The 12,773-nt window shown below is 69.2% G+C and carries 8 protein-coding genes; 3 read left to right on the forward strand and 5 right to left on the reverse strand.

What is annotated here, in order from left to right:
- Nucleotides 1-35 precede the first annotated feature (35 nt).
- The 5 genes from Y958_RS17055 to Y958_RS17075 form a co-directional block, all read right to left on the reverse strand.
- A complete protein-coding gene (locus Y958_RS17055; RefSeq protein ID WP_088873194.1) occupies nucleotides 36-1,715 on the reverse strand; it encodes a methyl-accepting chemotaxis protein in 1,680 nt (559 codons plus the stop codon).
- A gap of 203 nt (nucleotides 1,716-1,918) precedes the next feature.
- A complete protein-coding gene (locus Y958_RS17060) occupies nucleotides 1,919-2,578 on the reverse strand; it encodes a PqiC family protein (RefSeq protein WP_088873195.1) in 660 nt (219 codons plus the stop codon).
- Nucleotides 2,575-4,212, reverse strand: coding sequence for a PqiB family protein (locus tag Y958_RS17065; protein ID WP_004273373.1), 1,638 nt, complete (start codon nucleotides 4,210-4,212; stop codon nucleotides 2,575-2,577). Before Y958_RS17065 ends, Y958_RS17060 begins: the two co-directional genes overlap by 4 nt.
- The gene (locus Y958_RS17070) at nucleotides 4,205-4,924 is read right to left on the reverse strand and encodes a paraquat-inducible protein A (RefSeq protein WP_088873196.1); all 720 of its coding nucleotides are present in this window, start codon (nucleotides 4,922-4,924) and stop codon (nucleotides 4,205-4,207) included. Before Y958_RS17070 ends, Y958_RS17065 begins: the two co-directional genes overlap by 8 nt.
- Entirely contained in the window at nucleotides 4,921-5,568 is a 648-nt protein-coding gene (locus Y958_RS17075; protein ID WP_088873197.1) for a paraquat-inducible protein A, read from the reverse strand. The genes Y958_RS17070 and Y958_RS17075 overlap by 4 nt, the downstream gene beginning before the upstream one ends.
- 343 nt (nucleotides 5,569-5,911) lie before the next feature.
- Between Y958_RS17075 and Y958_RS17085 the strand changes: the two genes are divergently transcribed.
- The 3 genes from Y958_RS17085 (at nucleotide 5,912) to Y958_RS17095 (ending at nucleotide 12,685) form a co-directional block, all read left to right on the forward strand.
- Nucleotides 5,912-8,716 carry a M16 family metallopeptidase gene (locus Y958_RS17085; RefSeq protein ID WP_088873199.1) on the forward strand — a complete coding sequence of 935 codons (2,805 nt, stop codon included), beginning with the start codon at nucleotides 5,912-5,914 and terminating at the stop codon, nucleotides 8,714-8,716.
- Nucleotides 8,717-8,863: 147 nt separating this feature from the next.
- Nucleotides 8,864-11,215, forward strand: coding sequence for a hybrid sensor histidine kinase/response regulator (locus tag Y958_RS17090; RefSeq protein ID WP_145960798.1), 2,352 nt, complete (start codon nucleotides 8,864-8,866; stop codon nucleotides 11,213-11,215).
- A gap of 156 nt (nucleotides 11,216-11,371) precedes the next feature.
- Nucleotides 11,372-12,685: a pentapeptide repeat-containing protein gene (locus Y958_RS17095; RefSeq protein WP_276328591.1), complete on the forward strand. Its 1,314-nt coding sequence runs from the start codon at nucleotides 11,372-11,374 to the stop codon at nucleotides 12,683-12,685.
- Nucleotides 12,686-12,773: the final 88 nt, after the last annotated feature.

Consider the following 12,773-nt stretch of genomic DNA (forward strand, 5'->3'; position numbering starts at 1 on the left):
GGTCCGCCGGCCCCGGCCCCGGCCCGGCCTTGGCTTCAGGCGGCGCGCAGCTTGGCGAAGAAGTCGGCCACGGCCTCCTGCAGGCGGGCTGATTCCTTGGCCAGGCTCTGCGAGGCGCCCAGCACCTGGACCGAGGCGGCGGCGGTCTCTTCCGAGGCCTCGGCCACGGCGCCGATGTTGTTGGAGACCAGCACCGTGCCCTTGGAGGCTTCGCTCACGTTGCGGGTGATTTCCCGCGTGGCCGCACCTTGCTCCTCCACCGCGGCGGCGATGACGGAGGTGCCGGCCCCGATGTCGCGGATGGTGGACTGGATCTGGCGGATGGCGCTGACGGCGTCCGTCGTCTCCTGCTGGATGGCGGCGACCTGGGCGCCGATGTCCTCGGTCGCCTTGGCGGTCTGGTTGGCCAGGGCCTTCACCTCGGTGGCGACGACGGCGAAGCCCTTGCCGGCCTCACCCGCCCGGGCCGCCTCGATGGTGGCGTTCAGCGCCAGCAGGTTGGTCTGGCTGGCGATTTCGCGGATCAGGCTGATCACCGCCTCGATGCGCTGGGCGCCCTCGGCCAGCCCGTTGACGGTGGCGTCGGTCTCTTCGGCCTGGCGCACAGCCTCATCGGCCACAGTGGCGGATTGCAGGGCCTGGCGGCTGATCTCCCCGATGGAGGCGGTCAGCTCCTCGGTCGCGGCGGCCACGGTCTGCACGTTGGTGGACGCTTCCTCCGCGCCCGTGGCCACGGCCTGCACCTGGCGGCGGTTGCCGTCCACGATCTGGGTCAGGCGGGCGGCCGTCTGGCCCAGTTCCTCCGACGCGTGGGCGACGAAGTTCACCAGCTCGGTCGAGACCTTATCGAACTCCTCGATATGCTGCTCGCGCAGGCGCACGCGGGCCTCACGGCGCAGCTGCTCCTGCCGGGCCTGCTCCGCCAACTCATCGGCGCGGATCATGCTGTCGCGGAAGACGGCCACGGCGGCGGCCATGCGGCCGATCTCGTCCAGGCGGTCGGCGCCGGGGATCTGGACTGACAGGTCATGGTCGGCCAGGCGGCCCATGGCGCCTGTCATGTCGTCCAGCGGCTTGGACACCAGGTGGATCAGCGCGAAGCCGGCCAGGCCACCCAGGGCCAGCGACAGGATCAGCGCGCCGATGACCACCGTCCTGGCGGTCTGGTAGTTGTCACGGTTGGCCTTGGCGGCCTCGTCCGCGCCCTTCATGTTGATGTCGGCATCGGCCTTCAACGCTTGGCGCAACTTGGTGAAGGTGTCGATCATCTCCCCCCGGAAGGAGGCGACGGCGTCGTCCAACTTGCCGTCGTGGGCGGTGGCCAGCAGCTTCTCATGCATGCCCAGATAGGTCGTCCAGATGCGCTGGATGTCGTCCGCCGCCCCGCGTTCCTCGCCGGGGCTGATCATCGGCTGGTAAGCCGTCCAGGACTTGTCAAAGTCCGCCAGGGTGGCGGCGAAGCGCCTCTCCACCTCTGCCCGCATGGCCGGCTCCTTCACCAGCAGATAGGACCCTTCCAGCGAGCGGAAGCGTTCCGTCGCCTGGACGATCTGTCCCACCGCGCGGGTGGAGGGCAGCCAGTCGTCACGGATATCCATCGCGGAGGCGTTCATGCGCGCGGCCTGCATCATGGCGACCACGCCCAGGATCAGGGTGATGCCCAAGACGGCGCTGAACGCCAGGATCACCTTGTGGCGGATGGACAGGTTTTTCATGGCCTTCGACGCTCCTCACCCTAGCGGGTGCCCCCAACGCGGGTGCCCCCCAAAAATCAGGGCGCCATCGCCATCAAATGGCCCTCGGCCAGACAGCATTGAGGACTTACGGAGGGACGGCGCCATGAAGCCGAATACTCAGTTAAGCATATTAAGGATCGGTAAAGCGCGGACCTATGCTGTGGGTTAGGGCGCCAATCCCCTCAGCTCCCGCCGTCGGCGCAGGGGGACGCGGCGGGGCCCGGCGCCGCGGCGTCCAGGCGGCCCAGGCTGTCGGCCACGGCGGCGGCCAGCTGCGCCGCGCCATTGGACAGGGCGGCGGCGGCCGCGTCGGGCGTGGCGGCGGCCACGGGCAGGCTGAAGCCGGCGCGGCAGGTGGACGCCGCGCCTTGCGGCAGGCGCCGCATGGTCCAGCTGCCGTCCACCACGGCGGTGCCGCCGGGGGTGGCGTCGAAGCGTTCGATGCGCAGTGCCAGGCGGTACTGCGGCGGGCCGTTGGGTGCCGGGGCCACGGGCGCCTGGTAGATATCGGTGGCGCGCAGCCGTTGCCACAGGACGTTGGCCAGCGCCAGTCGCATTTCATCCGCCACCGGGGCCGCCCAGCGGTCGTCGTCGCGCACGTCCAGCCGGCCGCCGGCATCGGTCAGCACCAGCTGGGTGCGGTTCAGCCGCTCCGGCACCGTCACCGGCAATACCTCCACCAGCACCCGCGCGGCGCCGGTCGCCGGCTCACCGGCCGGCTGCGGGGCCAGCGCGTGGTAGCGGATGGGGGTGGAACCGCCGCAACCGGCCAGCAGGACCAGGCCCGTCAGGCCGGCGAGGGCGGAAAGGGAACGGGGGAACGGGGTGGGGCTCGTGCTCATTCGTCCTTGTCCTTCCGGCCGCGCACCAGGGATTCCGGGTGGCGTTCCAGGCTGTCGCTCAACGCTTTCAGGGATCGGGTGGCGTCCATGACGCCCTTCAGGGCCTGGCGGGTGTCCTGCTGCAGGGGGGCGTCCGGGGCGACGCTGGCCTGGGTGGCGGCCAGGGTCTGTTCCATCTGCTTCAGGCTGTCGCGGATTTCCGGCAGCACGTCGTGGTCGGCATGCTGCACCAGTTCGTCGATATGGCGGGTGGCGCCGTCCACGCTGGCCAGGGCCTTGCGCGCGTTCTCGCCGATGGCGTCGAAGGGGATCTTGTCCAGCTTGGCCACGATCTCCTGCACCTTCTGGTACAGCTCCTCCAGGTCGCCCGGCACGGTGGGCAATTCCACGGGATCGGTGTTTGGGTTGAACTGCACCGGCGGCGCCTTGGGCATGAAGTCCACCGCCACATACAGCTGCCCGGTCAGGAAGCTGCCGGTGCGCAGCTGGGCGCGCAGGCCGCGGCCCACCAGTTCCGCCAGGCGCTGCATCCGGGCGGCGCGCTCGCTTTCCGGCGGCAGCGTCTGCTCGAACGAGGCCAGGCGGTCCGGGAAGATGTTGACCATGACGCGGGACGTGAAATCCTGGGTGGCCGGGTCGTAGTCGATACCCACCCCGGTGACGTTGCCGATCTCCACCCCGCGGAAGTCCACCGGCGCACCCACAGTCAGGCCGCGTATGGATTGATGGAAGCGCATCACCATGGCGACGTGGTAGCCCTCCGGCGCCTTCATCGCGTCGACGTGGTTGGCGGCCAGCCAGAACTGGCTGCCGGCCGCCGCCGGGGTCATGGGTGTGTCCGGCGGATCCTCGAAGGCGATGCCGCCCATCAGGATGGTGGCCAGCGCCTCGGTATCCACCTTCAGGCCCGAGCCGTCGATACGCACGTCCACGCCGCTGGCGTGCCAGAACTTGCTGTCCTTGGTGATGAAATGATCGTAGGGCGACTTGATGAAGACATGCAGGGTGATGTGACGCCCGTCCTCATCCAGGGTGTAGCGCTCGACATGGCCCACGGGGATGCGCTTGTAGTAGACGGGCGATCCCGCCGCCAGCGAGCCGATGTCGTCGGTGTGCAGGACATAGCGCTGCCCCGGCACGTCGGAGGCCACCACCGGCGGATCCTCCAGCCCGGTGAAGTCCTTGCGCTGGTTGTCCGACTTGCCGGCATCGACGCCGATGTAGGACCCGGACAGCAGGGTGTTCAGGCCCGAGACGCCGGTCTCGGCGAACCGCGGGCGCACCACCCAGAAACGGCTGTCGTCCACGGCGAAGCCCTTGGCGTCCTTGGTCAGCTCTACCGTCACCAGCACGCGGGCGTGGTCGTCGGTCAGCGTGACGCCCTTCACCTCGCCGATGTCCACGTCCTTGAACTTCACCTTGGTCTTGCCCGGCTCGATGCCGTCCGCGGTCAGGAAGCTGATGGTGATGCTGGGGCCTTTCATCCAAACCGTCTTCACCACCAGGGTCAGGCCCACGATGGCGGCAATGGCCGGGATCAGCCAAACCAAGGACGGGATCCAGCGGCGGCCCGAGTCCACCACCGGTTCCGGCAGGTCGTCCTGGTGAGGGGCGGGGGGCGTGGTTTCAGCCATGGCGGGTTCCGAAGGCTAGTCGTTTCTTGGGCGGGCGCTTCCCGCGCGGGCGGCGGGCGCGATCCCAGATCATGCGGGGGTCGAAACTGTGGGCGGCCAGCATGGTCAGCACCACCACGGCACCGAAAGCGGCCGCGCCCGGGCCGGCCTGGATGACGGCCAGCCCCTGGAAGTGCACCAGCCCTACCATCAGGGCCACGACGAACACGTCCAGCATGGACCAGCGGCCGACGAACTCGATGATGCGGTAAAGGCGGGCGCGCTGGTCGGCACGGCCCCGCGCGCCGCGCTGGATGGACACGGCCAGGGTGCTGAGCGTCGCCAGCTTCAGCAGCGGCACCAGGATGCTGACGGTGAAGATCAGCACCGCCAGTTCGGGCGAGCCGGTGTTCCAGAAATAAAGGATGCCGGACAGGATCGTGTCGCTCTGGGTGCTGAGCAGGGTGGAGGTTTGCATCACCGGAAAGGCGTTGGCCGGGATGTACAGGATGGCCGCCGCGATCAGCAGCGCCCAGGTGCGAGACAGGCTGTCCACCTTGCGCGGGTGCAGCCGCCCGGCGCACCGGGGGCAGCGGACGCGGCCCTTCCCGTGCCCATCCCTGGCGGCCGTGTCGCGGCATACCAGATGGCAGTGCGGACAGGCGACCAAACCCGCTTGTGCCGCTGTGGTCACGCGGGGTTCCGAAGAGGATGTGGTCGGGGTCGCGCTCATGGATGCGCCGATTGTTTGGGCGGGAAGCGCCGCCTCGGCCGCACGATGACGCGTTCGCCCGCGCGCCACAGGCTGCGCAGGTCCAGCGACAGGATGACGGCCAGCAGGATGGTCAGCAGGCCGAAGGCCCACAGCGCGATGCCCGGCACCACCTCGGCCATGTTGGACAGCTTCACCAGGGCCACGACGATGCCCAGCATGAACACCTCGATCATGCCCCAGGGCCGCAGAGCCTGCAGGAAGCGCAGGATGGGGGCGAAGGCCAGGGCCGGCCGGCCCCGCCGGATCATGAGCAGCAGGGCGAACAGGGCGCCCAGATCCACCAGGGGGAACAGCTGCGTGGTGGCGAAGACCAGGACGGCCACGATCTCCCGCCCCTCCCGCCACAGGGCCAGCACGCTGCCGACCAGGGTGGTGCTGTTGCTGCGCCCCTGGATCTCAAGATCGACGATGGGGAAGCTGTTGGCGATCAGGTAGATCAGGATGGCGGTGGTCACCAGCGCCAGCTGGTGGTCCAGTTCCAGGTAGGAGCGGCGGTAGAGCACGGCCCCGCAGCGCACGCATCGGGCTTTGGTGCCGGGCGCCAGCTCACGCCGTTCGTGCAGGGCGTCGCATTCAGGACAGGCGACCAGGGAGTCGGTCACAGAGGATGCCAGTTCGTCGTCATGGTTCGGCCCCGGTGCATGGCCGTTGCCACTTTAGCCTTCATGGTGAGCGGCTTGCCGCCGCCACGATAGCCCAGCTTCCTGAATAGCACCATCGGGTGGGCGGATGTGAACCCGATGCTGATCGGGGGAGGCCGGTCGACGTAGCAGTCCTGCAACGGATAGGCCCCGCGCCGCTGCCGCACGGGGCGGCCGGGTGCGCTGATAATTCCCTGCCCAGATGATGCGGCCTCGTGCACACTGGCCGGCCTGCCCATTCGGTGGGCAATGTGGTGCGCCCCCCGGGTAGGCCCTGTGCCGGGTGTGAAAGAAAGGGACGACTTTGGCCTCTGGTAAGACTTTCCTGGCGGCGGCCCTCGCCACCAGTTGCGCCCTGTCCGCGCTGATGGCGCCTGTTCTCGTTCCCGCTGTGGCGCATGCCGCGGACCAACCCAAGGCCGCCGCTTTCGCCAAGGCGGGCAAGGCTGACCTCGCCGCCCCCAAGGCGGTGACCAGCGTCGAGGGTATCACGGAATACCGCTTGGCCAACGGCCTGCGCGTGCTGCTGTTCCCCAGCGAGGCCAAGTCCACCATCACCGTCAACGTCGTGTACCGCGTCGGCTCGCGCATGGAAGGGTATGGCGAGACGGGCATGGCCCATTTATTGGAACACATGATGTTCAAGGGCACGCCCGATCACCACGACATCCCCCAGGAAACGCAGAAGCGCGGTTTCCAGAACAACGCCACCACGGCCGAGGACCGCACCAACTACTACGAGACCTTCGACGCGCGGCAGGACTATCTGGACTGGGCCTTGGGCCTGGAGGCGGACCGCATGGTCCATTCCTTCGTTGCCCGCAAGGACCTCGACAGCGAGATGACGGTGGTGCGCAACGAGATGGAGATGCGGGAGAACAACCCCGTCGGCATCCTGATGGAGCGCATGCACTCTACCGCCTACCTCTGGCATCACTACGGCCATTCCACCATCGGCGCGCGCTCGGACGTGGAGAACGTGGACATCGGCCACCTGCAGGCCTTCTATCACCGCTATTATCGGCCGGATAACGCCACCCTGGTCATCGCCGGCAAGTTCGACCCGGCCAAAGCCCTGGCCAGCGTGCAGGCGGCCTTCGGCGGGCTGAAAAACCCGGCCGAGGCGCTGCCGCCGGAATACACGGTGGAACCGGCACAGGACGGCGAGCGGTCCGTCACCCTGCGCCGCGTGGGCGACACGGGGTACGAGGGGCTGGCCTATCACATCCCGGCCGCCACCCATCCCGACAGCGCCGCGCTGTCCATCCTGTCCTTCATCCTGGGCAGCACGCCCTCGGGGCGTCTGCACAAGGCGCTGGTGGAGCAGAAGCTGGCCACCGGCGTGTCGGCCTCGGCCGAAAAGCGCGTGGATCCCGGCCTGGCCATGGCCCTGGCGGAGGTGCCCAAGGGCGGCGACGCCGCCAAGGTGCTGTCGGTCATGACGGGCGTGGTGGAGGGCGTGCACGACCATCCCATCACGGATGAGGAGGTCGACCGCGCTAAGACCCGCATGCTGAAGAATTACGACCAGTTGATGGACAACCCCGGCGGCGTGGCGCTCAGCCTGACCGACGTCATCGCGCAGGGGGACTGGCGCCTGCTGTTCGTCGGGCGCGACCGCATCGCCGCCGTGACCACGGCGGACGTGCAGCGCGTGGCGGAGACCTATTTCCGCCAGGCCAACCGCACCGAGGGCCACTTCATTCCGACCACGGCGCCAGAACGTGTGGATATCCCGGCCGCGCCCACCGCCGCGTCCCTGGTGGATGGCTACAAGGGGCGGGACGCGGCGGTGGCCGACACCGTGTTCGACAGCAGCCCGACCAACATCGACGCCCACACCCAGCGCCTGGATTTGCCGGACGGTGGCAAGCTGGCCTTGCTGGCCAAGCCGGCCCGGGGCCAGGCGGTGAACCTGCTGATCCGGCTGCGCTATGGCGATGATGCCAGCCTGACGGGGAAGGACGCGGCGTCCGAGGCGGTGGCCAGCATGCTGCTGAAGGGCACCGCGAAGCACAGCCGCCAGCAGATTGCCGACCTGCTGGACAAGATGAAGGCCAATTTGGCCATCTCGTCCGGCACGCAGCAGACCAGCATCGCCGTGCGTACCGACCGCGCGCACGTGGCCGAGGTGCTGGCGCTGGTGGCCGAGATCCTGCGGGAGCCTGCCTTCCCGGCCGATGAACTGGAGCAGTGGCGCGCCGCTACCATTTCCGACCTGGAATCGTCCCGCACCGATCCCCAGTCCCTGGCCAGCAACGCCTTCGACCGCGCCTTCGACACGACGCAGCCCGACCATCCCGGCCATATCGACACGGTTGACGAGTGGATCGCCAAGATCAAGGCGCTGAAGCTGGAGGAGGTGAAGGCCTTCTACCACGCCTTTTACGGCGCTCGCGGGGCCCAGGTGTCCGTGGTCGGCGACTTCGACGCCGCGGCCATGCCGCAGCTGGTGCAGGCGGCCCTGGGCGGATTCGTGGCGCCACAGCCTTACACCCGCATCCCCGAGACCCCCGCCCAGGTGGCCGGCCTGGACCAGGTGATCCAGACGCCGGACAAGGCCAACGCCATCCTGCTGGCCGGCCTGCCCCTGGCCATGACCGAGGATGACCCTGACTATCCCGCCCTGTTGATGGCCAATCGCATCCTGGGTGGCAGCACCCTGCATTCCCGCCTGGGCGACCGCGTCCGCCAGAAGGAAGGCCTGTCCTATGGCGCCGGCTCCGCCCTGTCGGTCGGGGCCATCGACCACGTGGGACGGCTGACCCTGCAGGCCATCGCCGCCCCCCAGAACGTGGCCAAGGTGAAGACGGCGTTTGGCGAGGAATTGGCGCGCCTGGTGCACGACGGTGTCAGCGACCAGGAACTGGCGGAGGCCAAAAGCGGTTTCCTGGATCAGTTCCGCATGGGTCGGACAGAGGATGCGCGCCTGGCCAGCCTGCTGGCCACCAACCTTTATCTGGGTCGCACCATGGCCTGGTCGGCGGAAATGGAAGCCAAGGTGGCGGCGGTGACGCCGGCACAGGTGGCGTCGGCTCTGCGCGCCCGCATCGATCCGGACAAGCTGTCCTATTTCCGCGCCGGGGACTTCGCCAAAGCGACGAACTGAAGCCCCTGCCTTCGGGCGTATCCTGGCCGGGCGGTGCCACCCACCATGGAATACCTCCTCTAGCCAGGGGCGCATGGCCGGGTTAGCTTGGCGCCCCGGCGATGGCGATGGGCGGCGGACCGGGCATTGGCTTCATGCGGGGTAGGCGTGCGGCTGGACCCCGGCGAAGGGGATCGAGACGTGGCGGATGGTGAGGATGTAGCGGCGGGAGGACGGGGCATCGCGGCCACGATGCCGGCACCGGCGAGCCTGCGCGTGGCTGTGTCCAACCGCCCGGCGCGGACCTCCTCCTCAGCCTTGGGGGTGCGTGGGCGGCTGTTGCTGGCAGCCGTCGCCCTGCTGCTGCCGCCCCTGCTGGGCGGCGCCCTGCTGCTGGGTGGGGCCTACACGCGGGAACGCCGGGTGGCGGAACGCCACCTTGATGAGACGGCCCACATGCTCGCTCTGGCGGTGGACCAGGAGCTGGGGCAAAGCCAGGCCTATTTACGCGCGCTGATCGCATCTCCCGCCCTGGCCCAGGGTGATATTGCGGCGCTGGAAGCCCAGGCCAGGGCCATCGACCTGCCCAAGGGCTACTGGTTCCGCCTGGCGGCGGCCAGCGACGGCCGGGTGCTGATGAACACCGCGCTGCCGCCGGGGACACCGCTCTCCGGCGGCCAGCTGGGCCCGAACCTGCGTGCCGCGCTGGAGACGAGGCGCAGCCGTGTCGGCAATCTGTTCAACAGTACCGTCACCAACCAGCAGGCCATAGCCCTGCACGAGCCGGTGTTCCGGAACGGCGCCCCGGCCTACATCCTGTCGCTGGTCATGCCGTCGACGGAATTCACCCAGCTGTTGACGGACCAGCAGCTGCGGGCCGGCTGGATCGGCGCTGTCGTCGACCGCTCCGGCGTCATCATCGCCCGTACCCGCGACCCTGAGCGCTACGTCGGGCAAAAGGCCCGGCCGGAATTCGCCGAGGCGTATGCCAAGCAGACATCGGGCCGCATGCCCGGCGTGTCGCTGGAGGGCATGCCGACCATAGTCTCCTTCCGCCGCACGCCCAGCCAGGATCTGGTCGTGGCGATCGCGGCCCCCCGGGACGAATTGGGACGGGAGGCTTGGCGTGGCCTGTTGTTGGCGCTGGCGGGGGCGGTGGCCTTGTTCGCGCTGGCCATGGGCTTGGCCCTGCGCTTGGCCCGGGGCATCACCTATCCGGTGGAACAGCTGGCCGCCCGGGCGGCCGCGCTGGGCCGCGGGGCGCTCGTGCCGACGGAGACACTGGGCCTGGCCGAGGCGGATGCCGTGGCCCAGGTACTGGCCGACGCCAGCCAGCGCCTGGCCCGTTCCAGTGCCGAGCAGGAGGAGAAGGTGCGGGCGGCGGTGGCGGAGGCGGAGAGCGCCAACACCGCCTTGTTCCAAGCCCACCGCATGGAGGCGGTGGGGCGCCTGACCGGCGGCATCGCCCATGATTTCAACAATCTGTTGCAGGCGGTGTCCGGCTGTCTGGACATGCTGTTGCGCCGGGCCCCGGATGACCGCAGCCGCGACCTGATTCGTGCCGGCATGCAGGCCGTCGACCGGGGGGCCGGCTTGACCCGCCAGCTGATGGCCTTCGCCCGCCGTCAGGCCCTGCGTCCCGAGCCGTTGGACGTGGCCGACCTGATGCGCACCATGCGCCAGTTGCTGATGCACGCGCTGCGCGCCGACATCGTGTTGGAAATGGTGCTGCCTCAAGGGCTTTGGCCAGCCATGGCCGACAGCGCCCAGTTGGAACTGGCGCTGCTGAACGTGGCGGTGAACGCCCGCGACGCCATGCCCAACGGCGGCGTGCTGCGCTTCGTGGCCGAAAATGTGCACTTGGCGCCGGACCAGACGGAAGACGCGCTGAAAGGCCAGTTCGTGCGCCTGGCCGTCACCGACACCGGCTCCGGCATCGACTCCGCTGTGCTGCCCCATGTGTTCGAGCCCTTCTTTACCACCAAGGAGGTGGGCAAGGGCTCCGGCCTGGGTCTGTCGCAGGTCTATGGCTTCGCCCGCCAGTCGGGCGGCACCGTCCATCTGGACAGTGTGCCGGGCGTGGGCACCACGGTCACCCTGTTCCTGCCCCGCGCCGCCACTGCCCCCCGCCGGCCTTCCGCGCCGGCCGAGGCCCGCCCGGCCGACCGGGTGGAGACGCGCACCGTGCTGGTGGTGGAGGATGACGCCACCGTGTCCGCCACCGTGTCGGCCAGCCTGAAGGAACGCGGCTTCACCGTGATGCAGGCCTCGCGCGCCGACCAGGCCCTGGCCCTGCTGCAGGACGGCGACACCATCGATGTCCTGTTCTCGGACATCGTCATGCCCGGCGGCATGAATGGCGTGGAACTGGCCAAGGTGGCCCGGCTGCTGCGTCCCGATCTCGCCGTGCTGCTGACAACGGGCTATGCGGAAAACCTGCCGCCGCTGGAAGGCATGCGCCTGCTGCCCAAGCCCTACCGCATGGATCAGTTGCTGGACGCCCTGGACGCATTGGACTGAAATTCCGCCGTCCTATGCGGATTCCCCATCTGGCTTTCAGCTTCCATTAACCCGCCGCCGCCTATACTCGATCCCGGCGGAGCGACCCCGCCCATTTGGGATTGGCCCGGCGGGCTGTCCCGCATGCCTGTTACTTGGTCGCGAGCGGATGGTTCCATGTTCGGCGCCCAGCTGACCCAGATTATTGACGAGCATGAGCGTTGGCTGGCGGCCAAGCCGGGCGGGCGGCGCGCCAATCTGGCGATGCTCATCCTCCGCGGTGTCGACCTGTCGAACCGCAACCTGTCCCGCGCTCAGTTGGCGGGGGTCGACCTGTCCGGCGCCATCCTGACGAATTGCCGGTTGGAGGGGGCCGACCTTTATGGCGCCGATCTTACGGATGCCGACCTGACCCAGGCCTGTCTGGCGGGGGCGGACCTGCGCGGCTGCGCCTTGAGGGGCGCCCTGCTGGACCGTACGGATTTGCGCGGTGCCGATTTACGCTCCAGCGACATGTTGATCGCGGTACCGGATTCCGGGGGGGAAGGCGAGGGGGCGGCAGAGGTGCCGCGGTCCGGCCAGGGCATCGTCTTCCGCCAGGCCCACCTGGGTCGTGCCCTTCTGGTGGGGGCGCGCCTGTCCGGCGTGGTCATGCTGGAATGCGACATCACCGGCGCGGTGTTGCGGGGCGCCGACCTGCGGGGTGCCGACCTCACCGGTTCCGTCCTGCGGGAGGTGGATTTGACTGGCGCCGACCTGAGCGAGGCCAACCTCACGGCCGCCCGCCTCAGCGGCGCCCTGCTGGTGGGTGCGCGGCTGCAGGGCGCGCGCTTCGCCGGTGCCGATCTCGTCGGGGTGGAGTTGGACCATTGCGACCTTAGCGAGGCCCTGCTGGATGAAGCGCGCTTCTCCCGCCCCCTCGATTCGCTGGCCCTGGACATGCGCCATCGCGTGCACGACCACGAACGCTGGATAGACAGCGGTGGTGCACGCGGCGCCCGTGCCGAGTTGGAGGGCGCCAATCTCGACGGCGCCGATCTGCGCGGCGCACGGCTATCCGGCGCCACCCTGCGCGGCGCCCATCTGCGGGGCGCCCTGCTGGGCGGCGCCGACCTGACGCTGGCCGATCTGTCCGGTGCCGACCTGACGGAGGCCAGCCTGCGTGGCGCCGTGCTGCGCGGCGCCACGCTGGGTCACGCCCGGCTGGCGGGCGCCGACATGGCCGATGCCCGCCTGGACCCCGCGGATATCCTGCAATCGGACGGCCATCCCAGCGGCCGGTCATGGCCCGCTGACCTGACCGGCGCCAACATGGCCCGGGCCAGCCTGTGGCGCGCCCAGCTGCAATACGCCAACGTCACCGGCGCCGACTTGCGCGGCGCCGATTTGGCGCAGGCGGACACCACCGGCGTGCGCTTTGCCGACGCTCGCCTTGACGGGGTGGTGGGTCTGGATCGGCCCGAGCTGTCGCCGTCGGCCCGGGTGGGCTGAAACCGGTCTCGGCACGCTTCCCGAACCCTTGCCCACCTCCGTCCCGGGTCATAGTGAACCGGCGCCTGGCCAGTACTCTTGGCCGGTA

The organism is Nitrospirillum viridazoti CBAmc (genome assembly GCF_000730165.1).
GTDB lineage: Bacteria > Pseudomonadota > Alphaproteobacteria > Azospirillales > Azospirillaceae > Nitrospirillum > Nitrospirillum viridazoti.

Excerpts from the sequence above, each read along its gene's own strand:
- Y958_RS17055 (WP_088873194.1), bottom strand. The coding sequence starts at position 1,715 with ATGAAAAACCTGTCCATCCGCCACAAGGTGATCCTGGCGTTCAGCGCC.
- Y958_RS17060 (WP_088873195.1), bottom strand. The coding sequence starts at position 2,578 with ATGAGCACGAGCCCCACCCCGTTCCCCCGTTCCCTTTCCGCCCTCGCC.
- Y958_RS17065 (WP_004273373.1), bottom strand. The coding sequence starts at position 4,212 with ATGGCTGAAACCACGCCCCCCGCCCCTCACCAGGACGACCTGCCGGAA.
- Y958_RS17070 (WP_088873196.1), bottom strand. The coding sequence starts at position 4,924 with ATGAGCGCGACCCCGACCACATCCTCTTCGGAACCCCGCGTGACCACA.
- Y958_RS17095 (WP_276328591.1), top strand. The coding sequence starts at position 11,372 with ATGTTCGGCGCCCAGCTGACCCAGATTATTGACGAGCATGAGCGTTGG.